Source organism: Cohnella sp., from assembly GCF_041641335.1.
Lineage (GTDB): Bacteria > Bacillota > Bacilli > Paenibacillales > Paenibacillaceae > Cohnella.
On the sequence record NZ_JBEPYQ010000044.1, the window covers coordinates 20,832 to 41,709 of the forward strand.

At 58.0% G+C, this 20,878-nt stretch carries 17 protein-coding genes and 1 tRNA gene; 16 read left to right on the forward strand and 2 right to left on the reverse strand.

Features of this window, described 5'->3' with window-relative positions:
• Positions 1 to 12 precede the first annotated feature (12 nt).
• Positions 13 to 576 carry a GNAT family N-acetyltransferase gene (locus ACESLM_RS15715; RefSeq protein WP_372632527.1) on the reverse strand — a complete coding sequence of 188 codons (564 nt, stop codon included), beginning with the start codon at positions 574 to 576 and terminating at the stop codon, positions 13 to 15.
• A gap of 192 nt (positions 577 to 768) precedes the next feature.
• Between ACESLM_RS15715 and ACESLM_RS15720 the strand changes: the two genes are divergently transcribed.
• Positions 769 to 845: transfer RNA gene (locus tag ACESLM_RS15720), tRNA-Arg, on the forward strand.
• 147 nt (positions 846 to 992) lie between these two features.
• Positions 993 to 1,220: a hypothetical protein gene (locus ACESLM_RS15725; protein ID WP_372632528.1), complete on the forward strand. Its 228-nt coding sequence runs from the start codon at positions 993 to 995 to the stop codon at positions 1,218 to 1,220.
• 92 nt (positions 1,221 to 1,312) lie between these two features.
• Here ACESLM_RS15725 and ACESLM_RS15730 read toward each other — a convergent pair whose 3' ends face one another.
• On the reverse strand, positions 1,313 to 1,444 hold the full coding sequence (locus tag ACESLM_RS15730) for a sporulation protein YjcZ (protein WP_094045614.1): 132 nt from the start codon (positions 1,442 to 1,444) through the stop codon (positions 1,313 to 1,315).
• 278 nt (positions 1,445 to 1,722) lie between these two features.
• On the opposite strand from ACESLM_RS15730, the gene ACESLM_RS15735 reads away from it, so the two are divergent.
• From ACESLM_RS15735 to ccsA, 14 genes are all read left to right on the forward strand, one after another.
• Complete coding sequence (locus ACESLM_RS15735; protein ID WP_372632529.1) at positions 1,723 to 2,652, forward strand: hypothetical protein; 930 nt, start codon at positions 1,723 to 1,725, stop codon at positions 2,650 to 2,652.
• A 98-nt stretch (positions 2,653 to 2,750) separates the two neighbouring features.
• Positions 2,751 to 4,040 carry a trigger factor gene (gene tig / locus ACESLM_RS15740; RefSeq protein WP_372632530.1) on the forward strand — a complete coding sequence of 430 codons (1,290 nt, stop codon included), beginning with the start codon at positions 2,751 to 2,753 and terminating at the stop codon, positions 4,038 to 4,040.
• A 176-nt stretch (positions 4,041 to 4,216) separates the two neighbouring features.
• Complete coding sequence (clpP, locus tag ACESLM_RS15745; RefSeq protein ID WP_094045618.1) at positions 4,217 to 4,819, forward strand: ATP-dependent Clp endopeptidase proteolytic subunit ClpP; 603 nt, start codon at positions 4,217 to 4,219, stop codon at positions 4,817 to 4,819.
• Between the two features lie 72 nt (positions 4,820 to 4,891).
• A complete protein-coding gene (gene clpX, locus ACESLM_RS15750) occupies positions 4,892 to 6,148 on the forward strand; it encodes an ATP-dependent protease ATP-binding subunit ClpX (RefSeq protein ID WP_372632531.1) in 1,257 nt (418 codons plus the stop codon).
• A gap of 119 nt (positions 6,149 to 6,267) precedes the next feature.
• Entirely contained in the window at positions 6,268 to 7,368 is a 1,101-nt protein-coding gene (ispG, locus tag ACESLM_RS15755; RefSeq protein WP_372632532.1) for a flavodoxin-dependent (E)-4-hydroxy-3-methylbut-2-enyl-diphosphate synthase, read from the forward strand.
• Position 7,369: 1 nt separating this feature from the next.
• Positions 7,370 to 7,864 (forward strand): PCYCGC motif-containing (lipo)protein, encoded by a 495-nt coding sequence (locus ACESLM_RS15760; RefSeq protein ID WP_372632550.1) that lies wholly within the window; start codon positions 7,370 to 7,372, stop codon positions 7,862 to 7,864.
• A gap of 38 nt (positions 7,865 to 7,902) precedes the next feature.
• Entirely contained in the window at positions 7,903 to 11,175 is a 3,273-nt protein-coding gene (locus ACESLM_RS15765) for a DEAD/DEAH box helicase (protein ID WP_372632533.1), read from the forward strand.
• Positions 11,176 to 11,293: 118 nt separating this feature from the next.
• Positions 11,294 to 13,066 (forward strand): ATP-dependent protease LonB, encoded by a 1,773-nt coding sequence (gene lonB, locus ACESLM_RS15770; protein ID WP_372632534.1) that lies wholly within the window; start codon positions 11,294 to 11,296, stop codon positions 13,064 to 13,066.
• A 389-nt stretch (positions 13,067 to 13,455) separates the two neighbouring features.
• The gene (gene lon, locus ACESLM_RS15775; RefSeq protein ID WP_372632535.1) at positions 13,456 to 15,903 is read left to right on the forward strand and encodes an endopeptidase La; all 2,448 of its coding nucleotides are present in this window, start codon (positions 13,456 to 13,458) and stop codon (positions 15,901 to 15,903) included.
• 32 nt (positions 15,904 to 15,935) lie between these two features.
• Positions 15,936 to 16,580, forward strand: a complete 645-nt coding sequence (yihA, locus tag ACESLM_RS15780; protein ID WP_372632536.1) for a ribosome biogenesis GTP-binding protein YihA/YsxC — start codon at positions 15,936 to 15,938, stop codon at positions 16,578 to 16,580.
• A 152-nt stretch (positions 16,581 to 16,732) separates the two neighbouring features.
• Positions 16,733 to 17,323, forward strand: coding sequence for a non-ribosomal peptide synthetase module (locus ACESLM_RS15785; RefSeq protein WP_372632537.1), 591 nt, complete (start codon positions 16,733 to 16,735; stop codon positions 17,321 to 17,323).
• A 427-nt stretch (positions 17,324 to 17,750) separates the two neighbouring features.
• Positions 17,751 to 18,152, forward strand: a complete 402-nt coding sequence (gene speD, locus ACESLM_RS15790) for an adenosylmethionine decarboxylase (RefSeq protein ID WP_372632538.1) — start codon at positions 17,751 to 17,753, stop codon at positions 18,150 to 18,152.
• 454 nt (positions 18,153 to 18,606) lie between these two features.
• Positions 18,607 to 19,986, forward strand: a complete 1,380-nt coding sequence (hemA, locus tag ACESLM_RS15795) for a glutamyl-tRNA reductase (RefSeq protein WP_372632551.1) — start codon at positions 18,607 to 18,609, stop codon at positions 19,984 to 19,986.
• 30 nt (positions 19,987 to 20,016) lie between these two features.
• Positions 20,017 to 20,838, forward strand: coding sequence for a cytochrome c biogenesis protein CcsA (gene ccsA, locus ACESLM_RS15800; protein WP_372632540.1), 822 nt, complete (start codon positions 20,017 to 20,019; stop codon positions 20,836 to 20,838).
• Positions 20,839 to 20,878 lie beyond the last annotated feature (40 nt).

A 20,878-nucleotide genomic window follows, 5' to 3' on the forward strand; every position in this document is an offset into this window, starting at 1 on the left:
CTCCGGTGAAGCTTAAGCCAAACTTTTCACCATGTGCCAGTACGGTTTGCCGTGTATCTGGATTTCCTTGTCCGCGCGATAGTCAAGCTTGACATACAGCGCGTGCGCGCCTTCGTTCGTCTGATCGACGTTCAGCGCGATTTTGTCGCAGCCGAGCTCCTTGGCCCGGCCCTCGGCCGCCGCGATGAGCCGTTTGGCATACCCTTTGCCTTGATGCGACGGATCCACGGCGATGGCGTCTATGTAGTATTCGTCCTCGTCCGCCTCGTCGTCGATCGTCACGGAGGGATCTCCGCCCTTGCGGCGCAGATGCTCCAGAACGGGCTCATACAATCGGCGGGCGTCGCTGCCGTGATAACACAAAATCATCCCGGCGGGACGTCCGTCCTCTTCCAGCGCCAGAATGCACGAGCGGCTGAACCGGTTGCCCTCGGAGTCGATGAACGCTTCCAGCCGGCGCAGAACATCTCCCTCGTCGTCTTCCCCGGTCAACTGGTACGCGATGTCCTGTACGGCCAGCAGAATAAGGCGGGCAAGAGCCGGCGCGTCGCCGCTCTCGGCTTGTCGAATTGTCATGATGATCACCTGCAATCTTAATTAAAGTAGTCCCGCTTGAATCGGCCGTCTTCACTGTCGAGCAGGGGGATGCGGCGATTAGTGCGGTCTTAATTGATCTTAGCTCGTCGCAGGACCGTTTTCAAACGGCACAATCCGAAAGGGAAAAAGAGGTTGCGCAACGCGGGGATGTGTGCTAATATACTTTTGCGTGTCTCAGTAGCTCAGCTGGATAGAGCAACGCCCTTCTAAGGCGTCGGTCGGGGGTTCGAATCCCTCCTGGGACGCCATATCGTAGACACATCCTTCATGCAACGATAGATGAAAAAGCCCATAACCCGAACGCTCGGGATTATGGGCTTTTTGCCGTCTTGCCGAGGCTCGCGGACGCAAGTCGCGGCACAAGGATCTATCGCTTCTCCGAAGCGGGTTCCGACATGAACCAAGAGATGTGCGTGCATCTTTGGCAGACGAGGATCGTCGCGTTGCGGTTCGCCCAATCCAAGCCGAAGAAAGTCGCCCCTCTCGAGTTCAGTTGCGGAGCGGATAGTTTCGTTAACGAGCAAACCTCCGCAGCGAGCAAATCCCCGCTGCGGACGATCGCCGCGGCGGGGATTTCTCACGATTCAGAACGCGTCTCCGACAAAACGCATTCACCGTCCTAAGGACGCTGAAGGCGCTTTTGCATGGTTAAGCAACATTCGCCATCCAGCTTGGGATTCGAGATGTCTCCTGCGCAGATAGGGAGGTGTAGCCCTTACCAGATGCCAGCACCGGCACGCAAGATAATGACGAGCAGAATGAACAGCACCAGCGCGAATGCAGCCGCGCCCATCCCGCCGCCGCCGTAGCAAGGGCCGGTTCCTGCGCCTCCAACCGGGTAACTCATGCAATCACCTCCCAACTGCAAAGATTGAAGTCACGTGATAGCTTATGTGGAGGCGAATATATGGCCAGTGCATTCGCACAGATTGCGAACAATCCACTCCAGCCCACGCCAAACCGGGCGTCTTGTCATATAGCCGATCGATTATGGCTTCCCATCGACCGCTTTCGCGCAAGAAAGCGAGGAAGAGGCGCGGCCGTTTTTTATTTGGCCCCCGTTCATGCTATAATTTTCAGACGACGCGATTCAAATGCCGGTACAGGCGGAGGGGAACTGCCCACATGACGGATCGACCGAAGGATAATCTGGTGCTGTTTCCGAAGACGCTGGATTATTATCAAATACAATTGACGAAAATGCTGGAGACGGAACGTTACGGCGACGCCAAAGCTTTGCTGGCCTTCCTGCTCCAGTGCAAGGGGGAGGCGGAACGGCACCACACGGAGTGGCAGGCGCTGCTCGGGTGGCTCGAAGCCGCGTTCCCTTCGTTCGAAGGGGATTCGGGCTACGACGCTTTCCCGCAGACCGACGGTAACGAAGAGGACGAAGGGGAAGAGGAGATTTTCCAGCGCAGATTGTCGGAGCGAAGCCAAGCCGACGCGAACTACATACCGGAACTGTTGGCCGCCCTGTACAACGGCGACGATCCGGGTCAGCAGATGCTCATCCTGGGGCAGCTGCAGCATGTGTTTCATCCCGACATCGACGGTTCCCTCAGGCAGTGGCTGGCCAGAGAGGAATATATTCCTCCTCTGCAATACCGCGCCCTGCAAGCGATCCGGAAGCAGGGAGGAAGCGGGCCGGTTGCGTTCTGGAGAGACGGGGAAAGCCTGACCGTGGAAGCGGCGGACACGCCTCTGAGCTTCGCGGAATTTCCCCAGGGCATGCATCAGGTGCTCGAGCGGGTGAAGCAGTCGGCGGAGGTGTCGGATCCCACGCTGTCCTATTTCGCGGAAGAGACGTGGAAGGATTGCGCCGAGCTCGCCTACGGAACCCCGACTTTCAAGAGCATGGCCGAGGACGACGACGGCTCGTCGGACATCTGGGCCGCGGCGCTGCACCAGCTGTTGATGGAGAAGCTGCACGCGAAGCACGGCGACGAAGGAATCCGGGAGCAGTACGGCATTACGGACGAATTGCGCTTTCGTTACGAGCAGGCGCTGCGGTGGTTGAGAAACTACGCGATGGAGCCGCAAATCACGGATTCGTGATTTCGCCTTGAACCGAGCGCCATGTTGTTCTATAATGGAATGGTTTATGTGAATTGCCGCCATGCCGCGGCAAGATGTTACGGAGGGGAAAGCATAATATGACAGCAAACTGGGAAAAAATAGAGAAGAACCTCGGCGTTCTTGAAGTTGAAGTGGACGCGGAGCAAGTCGCTCTCGCATTGGACAAGGCATTCCGCAAGGTCGTTCAGAAAGTCAACGTTCCGGGTTTCCGCAAAGGCAAAGTGCCGCGCGCGATTTTCGAAGCCCGTTTCGGAATCGAAAGCCTGTATCAGGACGCCATCGACATCCTGCTTCCGGAAGCTTACACGAAAGCGATCGACGAAGTCGGCATCGAGCCGATCGATCGTCCGGAAGTCGACGTAGAGCAATTCTCCAAAGGCCAATCTTTCAAGTTCAAAGCGAAAGTTCCGGTCAAGCCGGAAGTGAAGCTCGGCGAGTACAAAGGCCTGGTCGTTCCCGCGGAGAGCGCGGAAGTGACGGAAGAAGAAGTGAGCGCGGAACTCGAGCGCCTGCAGCAGCGCCATGCGGAGCTGGTCGTCGTTGACGAAGGCCCGGCTCAACTGGGAGACTTCACTTCGATCGACTTCGAAGGCTTCCTGGACGGCGTTCCGTTCGAAGGCGGCAAAGGCGAGAAGCATTCTTTGGAGCTGGGCTCCGGTTCGTTCATTCCGGGCTTCGAAGACCAAGTCGTCGGCCTGAACATCGCGGAAGAGAAAGACATCGACGTTACGTTCCCTGAAAACTATCAAGCGGAGAACCTGGCCGGCAAAGCGGTCGTGTTCAAAGTGAAGCTGCACGAGATCAAGCGCAAGAGCCTGCCGACTCTCGACGACGAATTCGCCAAAGACGTCAGCGAGTTCGATACATTGGACCAGTTCAAAGCGGACCTGACGAAGAAGCTGGGCGAGCGTAAGACGAAGGACGCGGAAGCGGCTCGCGAGACGGCGATCGTCGACAAGGCAGCGGAAGCGGCCGAGCTGGAAATTCCGGAAGTGATGATCGAGACCGAGATCGGCGCCATGCTGAAGGATTTCGAGAACCGTCTGCGCCAGCAGGGCATGACGCTGGATCTGTACTATCAATTCAGCGGCCAGGATGAAGCGGCTCTGAAGGCGCAAATGCGCGGAGACGCCGAGAAGCGCGTTCGCAGCAACCTCGTGCTCGAAGAGATCGCCAAAGCGGAAAATCTGGAAGTGTCCGACGAGGACGTAAACGAGGAGCTCGAGAACCTGTCGAAGCTGTACAACCGCCCTGCGGATGAGCTTCGCACCATTTTCGCGGCGAACGGCTACCTGGATAACCTGAACGCGGATCTGAAAGTCCGCAAAGCCGTGAAGTTCCTCGTAGAAAACAGCAAATCCGAGTAATTCCCGCAACATAGACAAGGCACGTGCAACCCGCGTGCCTTATTTTTCACCCCGAATACATACGAAACGCCGAAGCGATGTTCGCCCGAAAACGACTCGTCAACATGACATTCCGTTTTGAACGTGTTAAACTATTACCGAGATTCGAACGTCTAATGAGAAAAGGGGTTGGTAACATGCTAGTACCTATGGTCGTCGAACAAACGAATCGCGGAGAGCGGTCGTACGACATCTATTCGAGGCTCTTGAAGGACCGCATTATATTTCTCGGAAGCGCGATTGACGACGATGTCGCCAATCTCATTATCGCTCAGCTGCTGTTCTTAGCAGCGGAAGACCCGGAGAAAGATATTCATTTGTACATCAACTCCCCGGGCGGCTCGGTAACGGCCGGCATGGGAATTTTCGATACGATGCAGTTCATCAAGCCCGACGTGTCCACGATCTGCGTGGGAATGGCCGCCAGCATGGGATCTTTGCTCCTGACGGCGGGCGCGCCCGGCAAGCGCTTCGCGCTTCCGAACAGCGAGATTATGATTCACCAGCCGCTGGGCGGGGTAAGAGGTCAGGCATCGGATATTAAGATTCACGCGGACTGGATCGTCAAGACGAAGCAGAAGCTGAATCAGATCTACGTCGATCGCACAGGCCAGCCTTACGAGAAGATCGAGCGGGATACCGATCGCGATAATTTCATGAGTGCCGAAGAGGCCGTGGCATACGGTCTCGTCGATCGCGTCATTACGCAGCCGACGGCCGTCGACAATCCGCAAGCCTAATATAGGCAGCAACGTCCCGCGAGTTTAAAAGTCCGCTTTTCAGCACCGAGCGGTTGAATAAGGAGGGTTTACATGTTTAAGTTCAGCGACGAGAAAGGCCAGCTGAAATGCTCGTTCTGCGGCAAATCGCAGGATCAAGTCAGAAAGCTGGTTGCCGGTCCCGGCGTATATATATGCGACGAGTGCATCGAGCTTTGCACGGAGATCGTGGAGGAGGAGCTCGGCCACGAGGAAGAGCTCGATCTGAAGGATATTCCGAAACCGAAAGATATCCGCAACATTTTGGACCAGTACGTCATCGGCCAGGAGCAAGCGAAGAAATCCCTGTCGGTTGCCGTATACAACCATTATAAGCGCATTAACTCCCAAGCCAAGATCGAGGACGTCGAGCTGCAGAAGAGCAACATCATGCTCGTAGGTCCGACGGGCTCGGGCAAGACGCTGCTCGCGCAGACGATGGCCAAAATCCTGAACGTTCCGTTCGCGATCGCGGACGCGACTTCGCTCACGGAAGCGGGTTATGTCGGCGAAGACGTCGAGAACATTTTGCTTAAGCTGATCCAGGCTGCGGATTACGACGTGGAGAAGGCGGAGCGCGGCATCATCTACATCGACGAGATCGACAAGGTGGCCCGCAAATCCGAGAACCCTTCGATTACGCGCGACGTATCCGGCGAAGGCGTGCAGCAGGCGCTGCTGAAAATTCTCGAAGGCACGGTCGCTTCCGTTCCTCCGCAAGGCGGACGCAAGCATCCGCACCAAGAGTTCATCCAGATCGACACGACGAACATCCTGTTCATCTGCGGCGGGGCGTTCGACGGTCTGGAGCAAATCATCAAACGCCGGATCGGCAAAAAAGTGATCGGCTTCAGCTCCGTCCTCGAAGGACAGAAGGATATGAAGCCGGGCGAATATTTGTCTCTGGCCCAGCCGGAAGATTTGCTGAAATTCGGCTTGATCCCCGAGTTCGTAGGGCGTCTGCCGGTCATTTCCACGCTGGAGCCGCTCGACGAACCGGCCTTGGTCCGCATTCTGTCCGAGCCGAAGAACGCCCTCGTCAAGCAGTACCAGAAGCTGCTGGAGATGGACAACGTCAAGCTCGAATTCGAGAGCGGCGCGCTGGAGGAGATCGCCCGCGAAGCGATCAAGCGGAATACGGGCGCCCGCGGACTTCGGGCGATCATCGAGAGCATCATGCTCGACGTGATGTACGAGGTGCCTTCGCGAGACGATGTCGTCAACTGCCTGGTCACCGCCAAGGCGATCAAGGAGAAGATGGCGCCGGAGCTCACGACCAAAAAAGGCAAGAAAAAAGAAGAAAGCGCGTAACGGGAGCAGGACGGAAGCCGCCGCAAGGCCTTTCGGCCGCCGCGGAATTCGCCTAGATTGCCGGTTCCACCCCGCGCTCATGCGGGGTGGACTTTGGCGTATACAGGGGAGAAACATTTATGTACAAACGTACGGATACCGTCGCCGTCCAAGTCGGCAACCTAACGATCGGCGGCAACAACAAGGTCATCTTGCAGAGTATGTGCACGACGAAAACCGCGGACGTGGAAGCCACCGTCGCCGAGATCAAGCGGCTGGAGGAAGCGGGCTGCCAGATCGTCCGCGTCACCGTCAACAATAAGGAAGCGGCCGAAGCGATCAAGGAGATCAAGAAGCGCATCGGCATCCCGCTTGTCGCCGATATTCATTTCGACTACAGATTGGCTTTGCTGGCGATCGAGAACGGCATCGACAAAGTGCGGATCAATCCCGGGAATATCGGCCGCCGCGAGAAAGTCGAGGCGGTCGTCAAGGCGTGCAAGGAACGGGGCATCCCGATCCGAATCGGCGTGAACGCGGGATCGCTGGAAAATCATCTGCTCGAGAAGTACGGCTATCCGACGGCGGATGCGATGGTTGAGAGCGCCTTGTTCCATATCGGCATTCTTGAAGAGCTCGATTTCCACGACATTATCGTTTCCCTTAAAGCGTCCGACGTACCGATGGCGATCGAGGCGTATACGAAAGCGGCCGAAGTGATTCGTTATCCGCTCCACCTGGGCATTACCGAGGCCGGTACGCTGTTCTCCGGCACGATCAAGAGCTCCGCCGGGCTTGGCGTCCTGCTGAACCACGGCATCGGCAACACGATGAGAATCTCGCTCAGCGCGGATCCGGTGGAAGAGATCAAGGCGGCCAGGGAACTGCTGAAGGTGTTCGGTCTGATTACCGACGCGCCGACGCTTATTTCTTGCCCGACCTGCGGACGGCTCGATATCGACTTGTTCGCGGTGGCGAACGAGGTCGAGGAATATTTGTCCAAGCTCAAGGTTCCGATCAAGGTGTCCGTTCTCGGCTGCGCGGTCAACGGGCCGGGCGAAGCTCGCGAAGCCGACATCGGCATTGCCGGCGCGCGCGGCGAAGGCATGCTGTTCCGTTACGGCGAGATGATCCGCAAAGTGCCTGAGGCGAAGCTCGTCAGCGAGTTGAAGAAAGAAATCGACCAGATCGCAGCGGCGTATGCCGAGACGGGAGTTATACCGGGGAGGAGACATGGCTAAGATGAAGAAGCTGGCGGTTGCGGCGCTGGGCCTCGGGCTGCTGGTCATGAGCGCCTGCGGGAAAGCCGAACAGGCCTCTTCCGGCGAGGGACATCCGCACGCTTCCCATGCGTCTAACGGCGATCTCAGGGAGATTACCGCTTCGTCGGATACGCTGCCCTTCTTCCTGGAAGAGCAGCCGGACGCGGTTAGATTGGCTTACCAGATCGCCGGGGCGCTGGACGACACCTTGCAATGGATTCCGTGTTATTGCGGCTGCGGCGGCAGCGCGGGACATAAGAGCAATCTGAACTGCTTCATCCACGAGGTTCGCGAGGACGGGACCGTCGAGTGGGACGATCATGGAACAAGGTGCGGCGTCTGCGTCCAGATCGCCGTCGAGTCGGCACAGCTGAAGCAGCAAGGCAAGTCGAACTTGGACATTCGCAAGCATATCGACAGCAAATATCAAACCGGATACGCCAAGCCTACGGATACGCCGATGCCTGCGGCGTAAGGCGGGCGTCCGCGGCTGGGCCGGCCGGTTCAAAGGGCGTGAACGAATTCGTCTTCGATAAGCAATCGATCAGGGAAATGAGCGACAAAGCGACGTATTTGCGCGGCGAAGCTTATTTTCGTTCGGGTCAGGTACTGGCCGTCAGGATGGAGTCGGGCAGCGAGGCTAGCTACAAAGCGACCGTAAAAGGGGCTAACCGCGAGAAATACGAGGTCGAAGTGGAGACCGGCAGGGACGGGGAGCTAAGGGCGTCCTGCGGATGCGAGGCGTACGCTCCCTTGTCGTATTGCAAGCATATCGTCGCCGTATTGCTGAAGCTGGCGGAGGAGGAGAGATTGCCTGCAGAGGAGGAAGAGATGTCCGGGAAGGATGTCCATCTGACGAAGCAGGTTATCTTTTTGTTCGATCGGGCTCTCAGCAGTCGCACGGAAGCCTCTCTGCAGACGCTGGAAGACGAGGCGTGGGAGAAGCGGACGCTGGAGGCGGAATACGCCTTCAAGCTGGTGAAGAGCTTCGGCGGCCGCACGATGTTCGCCGTCTCGATGAAAGTCGGGCTGTCCCGCATGTACGTCGTGCAGAAAATCAAAGATTTCCTGAAAAACTACGAGAGCGGCACGCAGATGGCGTTCGCCAAACATTTCTCGTACGACCCTTCCGAGCATGCGTTCAAGGAGCATGACGAAGCGCTGATCGGCTTGCTGACGGAAGCGATGCATGCCGAAGAGACTTATAAGGATTTGCTTCATTCGTTGTCTTCGTATTCTTACCGCGAGGAAAGAATATTGGCCGTTCCTCCCGCCGTCTGGGAGAGAATGCTGCCCTATCTGGAGCGGGCCAGCGTCAGCTTCGAGGACAAGATGGGCGTTCACGCGATGGAACTGGTCGAAGGGGAGCTTCCGATTACGGCTCGTCTGGACAGAGCCGGAAGCGGCGGCTATCAGCTCGTCTTCGACGGCTTGAACGACACCGTGTTTCTGGACAGCTACGGCGTTGCCGTCTCCGGAGGTCTTCTCTTCCGCGCCGACCCGGACCGGCTTAGAAGATTGGCGGAACTGAAGAACCTGTTCCAATACGAATCGGGCACAAGGCTGCTCATATCGTCCGAGCAGATCGAATCGTTCATCGATCGCGTCGTGCGCGAGCTGAAGGCGATGATTCGGGTGGAAATCTCGCCGCACATCGCCGACAGGATCGTCAGCCCGCCGCTTAACGCCCGCCTGTATTTGGACTTGGAGGACGACCGGCTGCTGGCGCGTCTGGAATACGCGTACGACGACATCGTCATTACGCCGCTGCCGCAGAAGGAGACCAAGAACGCCAGGGAAGACGTTCTGCTCATGAGGGATCTCGACCGGGAGAACCGCATCATGGCGCTGATCGAACGCGCGGCCTTCAAGTTCAACGGGAAAGACGTTTATTTGGACCACGAAGACGAGATGTACGATTTTCTGTACGGCATTCTTCCCCAGCTTGGAGACGACGTGGAAGTCTACGCGACCGAAGCGGTGCGCACGGTTATGCGGGAAGCCGAATACGAGCCCCGGGCCAGGCTGGACGTCGATGCGGGAACGAATTGGCTCGAATTCTCCTTCGACATGGAAGGGCTGGACGAAGCGGATATTCGCGGACTGATGCGAAACCTGCTGGAGAAGAAGAAATTTTACCGGCTCCCCGACGGGAGATTCCTGTCTCTGGAGCGGGAAAGCTTTCGCGACATTACCCGGCTGTTCGAGGATCTCGACTTCCGCAAGTCGGAGATGAACGGAACGCGGATGCGCATGCCGGCCGTTCGCGGCTTCCAGCTCATGGACCGGTTCGGCAACGCCTCCCGCGGCGTTCAGGTCGGGAAGTCGCTGCGCCGGCTGTGGGACAATCTTCGTCATCCCGACAACCTCGATTTCGAAGTTCCGTCCGGGCTGGAGCCGGTGCTGCGAGACTATCAGAAGTTCGGCTTTCATTGGCTGAAGACGCTGTCCCATTACCGCCTCGGCGGCATACTCGCGGACGACATGGGGCTGGGCAAGACGATCCAGAGCATCGCGTACATCGTCTCCGAGACGGCGGCTCCTCGGGGAGAAGGCTCTGCTGCCGCATCCCCGGTGTTGATCGTCTGTCCGGCCTCGCTCATCTACAACTGGGAGAGGGAAGTCAAGCGGTTCGCGCCGGGGCTCCGGACGGTCGTCGCGGCCGGCGACCCTCAGGAACGCGAAGGGCTGATGGATGACGGCCTGCAGGGAGCGAACGTCTGGATTACGTCTTATCCGCTGCTGCGGCGGGATATCGACTGGTACGAGAAGCGGACGTTCCGCGCCCTGTTCCTGGACGAGGCGCAGGCGATCAAAAACCACGCTTCACTGACTTCCCACGCGGTGAGACGGCTACAAGCCGGGCAGCGGTTCGCGCTGACGGGCACGCCAATCGAGAATTCGCTCGACGAGCTGTGGTCGATCTTCGAAGCGGTGTTCCCCGGCTTGTTCGGAAGCCGCAAGTCGTTCGCGGATCTCCCGCGGGACAAAATCGCCAGGATCGTACGTCCGTTTATTCTCCGCAGGCTCAAGAGCGATGTGCTGAAGGAGCTGCCGGACAAAATCGAAAGCGTGCAGCCGTCGGAGCTGTCCGCCGCTCAGAAGCGGCTTTACCTCGCTTATCTGGAGCGGCTGCAATCGGACGTCGTCCGGGATTTATCCGAGGACGGGGGCTTCCAGCGCAACCGGATGAAGATTTTGGCCGGGCTGACCCGGCTCCGGCAGCTCTGCTGCCATCCTTCGATGTTCCTCGAAGGCTACGAGGGAAGCTCGGGCAAGCTGGAGCAGCTCCTCGAGCTGATCGAAGAGTGCCGTTCCGGCGGCAAGCGGATGCTCGTCTTCTCGCAATTCACTTCGATGCTGGACATTATCCGGCAAGAGCTGGACTCCCGGGACGTATCCTATTTCTATCTGGACGGTTCCACGCCTTCCGCCAGAAGGGTCGAGATGTGCGACGCCTTTAACGGTGGGGAGAGGGAGCTTTTCCTGATCTCGCTGAAGGCGGGCGGAACGGGATTGAATCTGACCGGAGCGGATACGGTCGTGCTGTTCGACCTGTGGTGGAATCCGGCGGTGGAGCAGCAGGCGGCGGACCGGGCGCACCGCATCGGGCAGAAGAAGGTCGTCCAAGTGTTCAAGCTGGTGGCGCAAGGCACGATCGAGGAGAAAATGCTTCAGCTCCAGCAGCGCAAGAAGGATCTGATCGAAGAGATCGTCCGGCCGGGCGAGACGACGCTGTCCGCGCTTACGGAAGACGATATCCGCGAACTGCTGGAGATCACATGACTATAGGGACCGACATTCGGGCAATACTACCAAGTATAGCCCGGGCGTCGGTTTTTTTGTGTATGGCCGCCTGCCGGCCGGCACGTCCGGAAGCAAGGATCGGGGAGGATGATCGCAGATGAACTTAAGCATGATTCTGATGCTGATTCAAGTTTTTTTTGCCGTTGTGATCGGCATTTATTTTTGGAACTTGCTGCGCAATCAGAAGAGCAACCGCAGCGCAGTGGACCGCGAATCGCGGAAGGAGATGGACAAGCTGAGGAAGCTTCGCTCCATCTCTCTGACGAAGCCGCTGGCGGAGAGAACGAGGCCGGTGTCGATCGACGACATCGTCGGACAGAAGGAAGGGCTGCGCGCGCTTAAGGCCGCGCTGTGCAGCGGCAATCCGCAGCACGTGCTCGTCTATGGGCCTCCGGGGGTCGGCAAGACGGCGGCGGCTCGCGTCATTCTCGAGGAAGCGAAGAAAAACAAGCTGTCACCGTTCCGGCTGGACGCGAAGTTCACCGAGATCGACGCGACGACGGCCCGCTTCGACGAACGCGGCATTGCGGATCCGCTCATCGGATCGGTTCACGATCCGATCTATCAGGGCGCCGGAGCGATGGGCGTGGCGGGTATCCCGCAGCCGAAGCCGGGCGCGGTGACGAAAGCCCACGGCGGCATTCTGTTCATCGACGAGATCGGCGAGCTTCATCCGATCCAGCTGAACAAGCTGCTTAAGGTGCTGGAGGACCGCAAAGTGTATTTGGAGAGCGCGTACTACCATGCGGAGGATACGAACATTCCTCTGTACATCCACGATATTTTCCAGAACGGCCTTCCCGCGGACTTCCGGCTCGTCGGGGCGACGACAAGATCGCCGAGCGAGCTTCCTCCGGCGCTGCGCAGCCGGTGCATGGAGGTGTATTTTCGCCCGCTGCTGCCGGACGAGATCGCAGAGATCGCCGAGAACGCCATTCAGAAGATCGGATTCGCGCCGCTTCCCGATGCGCTTGAAGTCGTCAAGAGATACGCGACGAACGGCCGGGAAGCGGTCAACATCGTTCAACTGGCCGCCGGCCTCGCCTTGTCCGAGAACCGCGAGCAATTGACCGGGGCGGACATCGAGTGGGTCGTCAACAGCAGCCAGCTTCCTCCGCGGCCCGACCGCAAAGTGCCTTCCAAGCCGCAAATCGGCCTCGTCAACGGCCTGGCCGTCTACGGGCCGAGCATGGGAGCCCTGCTGGAGATCGAAGTGTCCGCCATTCCCGCGCAGCGGGGCAAAGGGCAGTTCAACATTACCGGCGTCGTGGAAGAAGAAGAGCTGGGCGGCGGCCAGCGGACGCTTCGGCGCAAAAGCATGGCAAAGGGTTCGCTCGACAACGTGCTGACCGTGCTCAGAAGTCACGGGTTCCAGCCGGAAAATTACGATCTGCACGTCAACTTCCCCGGAGGAACTCCGGTGGACGGTCCTTCCGCCGGCGTAGCGATGGCGGTGGCGATCGCCTCCGCGATGACCCGACAGCCGGTCGACAACAAGCTTGCGATGACGGGGGAGATCAGCATTCACGGCGCGGTCAAACCGGTGGGCGGCGTCGTCGCCAAAGTCGAAGCCGCGTTCCAGTCCGGAGCCGACACGGTGCTCATTCCGAAGGAAAACTGGCAAGCCATCTTCGAGGGGCTCGAAGGCGTCAAAGTCATTCCCGTCGATCGCATGGAGGACGTGTTCCGGCATGTGTTCGGCGAGGCGACGGACTGGATGGCGGAGAAGCAGCAGAACGTCGAGCTGCCCGTGGCCGCCGAGTCTTTCGCGGCGGCTCCGGCGGGTTCGGTGCTGCACGCCGGGAAGCTGCCGCTGCCGTCCGAAGCCCAGCGGCCCGCCGAGGGCGCGAAGCGTACGATCGAGCGTTAGTGTACAGTTGGAGAGGCTGTTCCATAAGCGCTTTAAGTTGCCCTGAAAGATGATCTACGATAAAGGCGCAAGGGGTATGTACCTCCTTCCGATGCTATACGGTCCCAAAATCTGAATGGGTAAACCCGTGACAAGGTGATTTCAGGAGCGTATGAGGCAGTCTCCAGGAGGTACATCCCCCTTCTTTGTCTTTCGATCATCTCAAGCAACTTGCTTATGGAACAGCCTCTTCGCGCTAATAATATGAAGGGACGCCCCCCAGTCGTCTTTTATGACGCAGGGGGGCATTTGTTTAGGCTTAAAGGTCCGTTTTTTTGCGGCGAGCGACTACATTTGATACAATGACGAAAGGTTTTGAAATCGTTCCTGAACAGCGAGGTGCGTCAATTATGGGTTCGAGCAAACAGAAGAGCCGTTCCATACCCCTGCTGCCCTTAAGAGGGCTACTCGTATATCCGAGCATGGTGCTCCATCTGGACGTCGGACGGGAGAAATCCGTCAAGGCGCTGGAGCAATGCATGATCGACGATCATATGATCCTGCTGTGTTCCCAATCGGAAGTCAACATCGAGGAGCCCACGCAAGAGGATATTTACCGGGTCGGAACCATTGCCAAAGTCCGTCAGATGCTGAAGCTGCCCAACGGAACGATCCGCGTGCTGGTAGAAGGCGTTAGCCGGGCGGAGATCGAACAGTACTTGCCGAACGACGAGTTCTACGAGGTGCTGGCCCACGAGCTTCACGAATCCCAGACCAACGACTCGGAGTTGGACGCGCTCATGCGCGCCGTGCTCAGCCAGTTCGAGCACTACATCAACCTGTCCAAGAAAGTGACTCCCGAGACGCTCGCCTCCGTGTCCGACATCGATCAGCCGGGCCGCCTGGCCGACGTCATCACGAGTCACTTGTCGCTCAAGATAAAAGACAAACAGGACATTCTCGAAACCGTCGAGATTCGTCCCCGTCTGGAGAAGCTGCTTGATTTTCTCGGCAACGAGCGGGAAGTGCTCGAGCTGGAACGCAAAATCAGCCAGCGCGTCAAGAAGCAGATGGAGAAGACGCAGAAGGAGTATTACCTTCGCGAGCAGATGAAGGCGATTCAGAAGGAGCTGGGCGACAAGGAAGGCCGGGCCGGCGAAATCGAGGAGCTGAGAGCCCAGCTCGCCGAGGCGGACCTGCCCGAGAAAGCCGCGGCCAAGGCGGCGAAGGAGATCGACCGTCTGGAGAAAATGCCTGCGTCCTCCGCGGAAGGGGCGGTCATCCGCACTTACGTGGAATGGCTGCTCGCGCTGCCGTGGTCGCAGATGACGGAAGACGACCTGGATATTGCCAAAGCCGAGCAGATTTTGAACGACGAGCATTACGGCCTCGACAAGCCGAAGGAGCGCGTGCTGGAGTACTTGGCCGTGCAGAAGCTGGTCAAGAAGCTGAAGGGACCGATTCTCTGTCTCGTAGGTCCTCCGGGCGTCGGCAAGACGTCGCTCGCCAAGTCGATCGCCAAATCGCTCGGTCGCGAATTCGTTCGCATCTCGCTGGGCGGCGTTCGCGACGAGGCGGAAATCCGCGGCCATCGCCGGACCTATGTCGGCGCGATGCCGGGTCGCATTCTGCAAGGGATGCGCAATGCGGGCTCGGCCAATCCGGTATTCCTGCTGGACGAGATCGACAAGATGGCGATGGACTTTCGCGGCGATCCGGCTTCCGCGCTGCTCGAGGTGCTCGATCCGGAGCAGAACACGACGTTCAGCGACCACTACGTCGAAGTGCCGTTCGATTTGTCGAACGTCATGTTCGTGACGACGGCCAACGTCGTGCACAATATTCCCCGCCCGCTGCTGGATCGGATGGAGCTGCTGCAAGTTCCGGGCTACACCGAGCTGGAGAAGGAGCAGATCGCCGAGCGCCATCTGCTGCCCAAGCAGAAGCGGGACCACGGTCTGGAAGAGGATCAGCTCGTCGTGGAGAAGGAAGCTCTGCTGTCGCTGATTCGGCACTATACCCGGGAGTCGGGCGTGCGGAACATGGAGCAGCAGCTCGCTTCCTTGTGCCGCAAGGCGGCCAAGACGCTCGTCTACGATCCGTCGTCCGCGCCGATCGTCATCGACGGGAAGAAGCTCAAGGAGCTGCTCGGCCCGCCGAAGTTCAGATTCGGCATGGCGGAGCAGGAGGATCAGATCGGCGCCGTTACCGGGCTCGCATGGACCGAAGTCGGCGGCGATACGCTCGTCATCGAGGTGACGATCATGCCCGGCTCGGGCAAACTGACGTTGACCGGGCAGCTGGGCGACGTCATGAAGGAGTCGGCGCAGGCGGCGTTCAGCTACACCCGCAGCCGGGCCAAGGAGTTCGGCATCGATCCCCAGTTCCACGAGAAGAACGATATTCACATTCATATTCCGGAGGGCGCCATTCCGAAGGACGGCCCTTCCGCGGGCATTACGCTGGCGACCGCGCTCGTCTCGGCGCTGACCGGGCGCAAAGTGTCCCGCGAAGTGGCGATGACCGGGGAGATCACGCTGCGCGGTCGCGTGCTTCCGATCGGCGGCCTGAAGGAGAAGTCGCTGGCCGCTCACCGCGCGGGCATTACGAAGGTGCTGATGCCCAAGGACAACGAGCGGGATTTGCGCGATATCCCGGACAGCGTGCGGGAGAGCATGACGTTCGTTCCCGTCTCCCACATCGACGAAGTACTGAGGGAGGCTCTGACGGAGCCTTGGGCGGTCGTCGGGGAACCGGGGACGGGAGAAGAGCGCGGCGAAGGGATGGAGCCGGCGGCGGGGCTGCAGCCGCCAGTGGACGACAAGCCGGAAGAAACGCCGCCTCTGAGCACGCACTGACAGGACGGACAGGATAGGAGAACTTTATTTCCATGAAAATCAAGACGACCGAATTCGTGATCAGCGCGGTAGGTCCGAGTCAATATCCGGAAGGCGATCTTCCGGAAGTGGCTCTGGCCGGCCGCTCCAACGTGGGCAAGTCCTCGCTGATCAACAAGATGCTGCTGCGGCGCAATCTCGCCCGCACGAGCCAGCAGCCGGGGAAGACGCAGACTCTGAACTATTACCTGATCAACGAAGAGCTGTTCTTCGTTGATTTTCCCGGTTACGGCTATGCCCGCGTGTCCAAGTCGGAGCGCGAAGCCTGGGGCAAAATGATCGAGCGCTATTTGCGCGAGAGGGAACCGCTGAAGCTCGTGCTGCAGCTCGTCGACGTGAGGCACCCGCCTTCGGCTGACGACGTGCGCATGTACGAATGGCTGTCCCATTACGGCATTCCGATGACCGTGGTGGCGACCAAGGCGGATAAAGTATCGCGCTCGCAATGGCCGAAGCATTTGAAGATAATCAGGCAAAGCCTCGGAATGCCCGGGCATGTTCCGCTCGTTCTTTTCTCGTCCGAGACGGGGCAAGGAAGGGATGAATTATGGAGCATGATCGCGCAAGCGGCAGGAATAGCGCCTAATTCCCCCTCTGAACCCGCGAACATAGCGCAGGAAACGGAGAATAACGAGTAATAAATCGTCTGGATCGCGCGAGGAATCGATTTTTAACCGATTTTTCCGTGATTATCGCGTTCGGACGGGAGGAAACGGCTTGCGATTTCGCGTATAATTAAACATAGATAGCGCGTAATCCAATCGCAAGACAAGGGAATTGAGGAGATTTTATGGCTCAACGCGTAGCCACGGAGTATGTCAATGCCAACCTGCAGTTGACGGAAGCCGAAATGCGGCAATTGATTTCGATGTGCGAGCAGCAACAGCTTCGTCTGCAAGTGTTCGTCCTGGACAACGGCAATCACGAAGTCGTGCTGGAGGACGAGAGCGTCGGAGAGTCGATTCGCCTCACGTTCGAACGCGCGGACGGACAGTTCCGCTGCGAGCTGACGTGCCGGGTCGTTCATCCGAAGCTGACCAATGCGCTGCGCAAGCTCGTGTCGACCTTCAAGGGAGATGCGGTCGTTAATCGGATTTATGAAGGTTTTACGATGATTTATCACTATATTCAAGGCAAAGTCGCCCGCATCGCGGAGTGCAAGGGAACGACCCTGCGCACCGTGTTCGAGCATCGCGACACGGTCGGACGTCTGGAATCGCTGTTCCATCTGGCGTCCGTCGAAGAGGAGATCAAACGTCTGCGCGGCTCGGTCAACGACCTGCTGGATCTGCGCAACCAGACGCAAGACGCCGAGTGGATTCGCGAGATCGATAACAGCCTGACATCCCATAGCCGCATGCTGTTCGCGCTCGAAGCTTGACGGGCGCCAGAACCGCACGGTACGTCGAAGAGAGCCTCCCGGCTCTCTTTTTGCATAGGCGGACCAGGGGCGATCGCCGCCGCGAGAGAGGCGAATGCACGTTAACCGGAGCGGCGCATACACTGGAGTTGCAGCCTAACGGGAGCCGCGGTAACGGACGGGAAAAAATGCCTTGCGAGCTCCCCTGCGAAAAGCTTGAAATCCCTTACGGGCTATAGTGAAAGTCATCCTTCCTCCCTGCGAAAAAAAACTATTGCATTTACCCAGATTAGATGTTATTTTTAGATTCGTTGACAACTCAATACATTAGGAACCAGGATTCACTCAAGGAATGCGGTGAGAGCAAATTCCCTCCAAGTGAATGACGTAGGTCCTAGCGGATGAAATCAGTTTCACAATTTTATTCCTAGGAAGGGGGAACCGAAAGATGGAATATTCGACTTTCGGACGGCACGTTGCGGTTGACACATGGGGAGGCAACCTCGATTTACTGAACAGCGCGGAACTTCTCCAATCGCACATGGTGGAAGCGGCGGAAGCTTGCGGCGCGACCGTACTCTCGGTTCAAGCGAAGCAGTTCGAGCCTCAAGGCGCAACTGTATTGGTCATGCTCTCGGAGAGCCACATTTCCATTCACACGTATCCTGAGAAAGGCTTTGCCGCGATCGATTGTTATACATGCGGCGAAACCGTGGATCCGCAGCTCGCAATCGATTATCTCGTCAGCGTTCTGAAGCCGGCGAAGACGTACGCCAAGAAGCTGATTCGGGGACTCGGCGAACTTCAGGTCGAGGAGCCGGCCATCCAGCAGGCGGAACTCGTAAAATAAGCCTTCAAGCCATGGGCGGCCCGCTCGTGGCTTTTTCTTTTCCGTCGCATACGACGGGGCCGTTTCGACGACAATAGGAAAGGTTGTACCAAAAGTCCGATTTTGTTCGCGGAGCGGTTCGGGAAGCGAATTTCGACATGGAACCTTGAATTCAGAGGTTTTCATAAAGTTTTCATATTTGACGGGTGAGCGCCTCTGCAACTATGCTATAATAATCGTTGATATTACAGGCCAGTCCACTTTATCTTAAAATAAAAGTTCAAAAAGTTCGGTTTTCAGCACCGAGAAGGTTGGATGAAGCTAGGGAATGAGGAACGGAGTGTAGGAGAGCCTACATGAGTACCGGAAAGACCGGCTGAATTCAAGATTCGATGTCGAGTCTGCTTCCTGTGATGCTTCGTGATCAAAAGCGGACTTTTTGAACAACCTCTACAGAGAAAGCCGGGTGAATGCCATGCATCTGATCGTCGTCGGATTGAATTATCGTACCGCTCCCGTGGAAATCCGCGAGAGGTTCGCGTTGTCCGATCGGGAGATGCCGCTTGCCCTGCAAGCTCTTCGGCAGACGACCAGCATTCTCGAAGGAGTTATCGTGGCGACCTGCAACCGGACGGAAATCTATGCGGTCGTAGACCGATTGCAGCTGTGCGGACATTATATCCGTTCGTTCATGGAGCAATGGTTCAGCATCCCGAGACAGCAATTCAACAGCCATCTGTATATGTACGAGGACGATCGCGCGGTCGAGCATCTGTTCCGCGTCGCGAGCGGACTCGATTCGATGATTATCGGCGAAACCCAGATTCTGGGCCAGGTTCGCGACGCTTTCCTGCTGGCGCAAGAGGAGCGCGCTACAGGGACGCTGTTTAACCGTCTGTTCAAACAAGCGGTCACGCTCGCCAAGCGGGCCCATTCCAGCACCTCCATCGGGGAAAATGCGGTATCCGTCAGCTATGCGGCGGTAGAGCTGGGCAAGCGCATTTTCGGACGGTTCGACGATAAGAAGGTTATGATCGTCGGAGCGGGCAAGATGAGCGAGTTGACCGCTCAGCATCTGCACGCCAACGGCGCGAAGGAAGTATTCGTCGTTAACCGCACGGTGGAGAAAGCCCGCGAGCTGGCGGGCAAATTCCAAGGCGCGGCGATGGAGCTGGAACGCGCGATCGAACGGCTTGCCGATATGGATATCGTCATCAGCAGCACGGGCGCCGACCAGTTCGTCCTCACCCGCAAGCACGTGGAGGCGGCTATGGCCTCTCGCAAGAAGAGGCCGCTGTTCCTGATCGACATCGCGGTACCCAGAGATATCGAACCGGCCAGCGGAGATCTGCCGAACGTATTTCTGTACGATATCGACGATCTGGAAGGGATCGTGGAGACGAACTTGGCGAAGAGACGTCAAGAGGCCGAGATCATCGAAGAGATGATCGAGCTGGAGAGCGAGGCGTACCGCCAGTGGTACGCAACGCTTGGAGTCAGCCCTCTGATCCGCGCGCTGCAGGAGAAAGCCGCCGCTATTCACGACAGCACCTTGGACAGCTTGGTCCGCAAGCTTCCGGAGCTGGACGAACGGCAGTTGAAAGTCATTCGCAAGCTTACGAAGAGCATTGTCAATCAGGTCATTCACGATCCGATATTGCGCATTAAAGAGCTGGCCGCGGAGAAACGCAGCGACGAAGCGATGAAGCTGTTCATGCAGCTGTTCGCGCTCGAAGAGGAAGTAGCCCGGCTGAAAGCGGAAGAGAAGGCCGAGGAGAAATCCCGCAAGACGAGCTCCGCGCCCGTACTGGACGTCGACAAGCTGCTGACGCAGCTGGCGGGAGCGCTGCAATAAACGCAAGCGGAGGCTGGAGGCGCTGCCCTCATGATCACGCAGGATTGGTTAACCGATGCCGTACTCTATATTTACGCCCTGAGTCTGCTTTTTTACGTCTCCGATGCCGCATCCGGCAACCCGAAGGCGAAAAAGGTAGGAACAGGGCTGCTTGTTTTTGTGTGGATTCTGCAAGGGGCGTTCCTGCTCGGTTTCCTGATCGAGAGATTTTCCGTTCCGCAGCTGACGACTAAAGATTATTTGTTTTTCGTATCGTGGATGCTCGTGTCGGTCTCCTTTATTCTCAATCGTCTGCTGCGGGCGGAATTGCTGGTGCTGCTCGTGAACGTCGCCGGCTTCGCGGTGCTGGCGCTTAACCTGATCCAGCGCCCTAAGCATACCGCGGCCCTGGAGCCGTGGGAGGTGGCGAGAAGGCTGCTGATCATGCACGTCAGCCTGATCACGCTGTCGTTCGCGCTGCTCACGATCGCGGCGCTGCTGGGAGCGATGTACCTGTTCCTTCACCGAAAGCTGAAGGCCAAGAAGTGGACGCACGTCATGAGCAAAATGCCGAGCCTGGAGTCGATAGACCGCTACGCGTTCCGGCTCGGGGCGATCGGCGTTCCGCTGCTGCTGCTGTCCCTGTCCACGGGAACGGCCGCGCTCATTATCGACCACGATCCGGGCAAGCTGTTCGACGGCCGGGTGGTGCTGTCTTTTATGGCCGGACTGGCGTATATCTTCTATCTGATACGGAAAATCAGGTCCAGGGACGACGGGACCAAGCTGGCCATCTGGAATCTGCTCGGTTACGCCTTGCTTGTCGTCGGATTTTTCGTCGGCTCGGCGTCTTCGTTCCATCAAATCGTCTGAGCCGGAACTGGGAAGAGCATAAGAATGGGGGAGGGGATGC

Bases quoted from the DNA above. Each gene is read 5' to 3' on its own strand.
- clpX (WP_372632531.1), top strand. From the start codon at position 4,892: ATGTTTAAGTTCAGCGACGAGAAAGGCCAGCTGAAATGCTCGTTCTGC.
- ACESLM_RS15785 (WP_372632537.1), top strand. From the start codon at position 16,733: ATGGCTCAACGCGTAGCCACGGAGTATGTCAATGCCAACCTGCAGTTG.
- lonB (WP_372632534.1), top strand. From the start codon at position 11,294: ATGAACTTAAGCATGATTCTGATGCTGATTCAAGTTTTTTTTGCCGTT.
- ACESLM_RS15760 (WP_372632550.1), top strand. From the start codon at position 7,370: ATGAAGAAGCTGGCGGTTGCGGCGCTGGGCCTCGGGCTGCTGGTCATG.
- tig (WP_372632530.1), top strand. From the start codon at position 2,751: ATGACAGCAAACTGGGAAAAAATAGAGAAGAACCTCGGCGTTCTTGAA.
- ACESLM_RS15715 (WP_372632527.1), bottom strand. From the start codon at position 576: ATGACAATTCGACAAGCCGAGAGCGGCGACGCGCCGGCTCTTGCCCGC.
- ispG (WP_372632532.1), top strand. From the start codon at position 6,268: ATGTACAAACGTACGGATACCGTCGCCGTCCAAGTCGGCAACCTAACG.
- hemA (WP_372632551.1), top strand. From the start codon at position 18,607: ATGCATCTGATCGTCGTCGGATTGAATTATCGTACCGCTCCCGTGGAA.
- ACESLM_RS15725 (WP_372632528.1), top strand. From the start codon at position 993: ATGAACCAAGAGATGTGCGTGCATCTTTGGCAGACGAGGATCGTCGCG.
- clpP (WP_094045618.1), top strand. From the start codon at position 4,217: ATGCTAGTACCTATGGTCGTCGAACAAACGAATCGCGGAGAGCGGTCG.
- ccsA (WP_372632540.1), top strand. From the start codon at position 20,017: ATGATCACGCAGGATTGGTTAACCGATGCCGTACTCTATATTTACGCC.
- yihA (WP_372632536.1), top strand. From the start codon at position 15,936: ATGAAAATCAAGACGACCGAATTCGTGATCAGCGCGGTAGGTCCGAGT.
- ACESLM_RS15730 (WP_094045614.1), bottom strand. From the start codon at position 1,444: ATGAGTTACCCGGTTGGAGGCGCAGGAACCGGCCCTTGCTACGGCGGC.
- ACESLM_RS15735 (WP_372632529.1), top strand. From the start codon at position 1,723: ATGACGGATCGACCGAAGGATAATCTGGTGCTGTTTCCGAAGACGCTG.
- speD (WP_372632538.1), top strand. From the start codon at position 17,751: ATGGAATATTCGACTTTCGGACGGCACGTTGCGGTTGACACATGGGGA.
- lon (WP_372632535.1), top strand. From the start codon at position 13,456: ATGGGTTCGAGCAAACAGAAGAGCCGTTCCATACCCCTGCTGCCCTTA.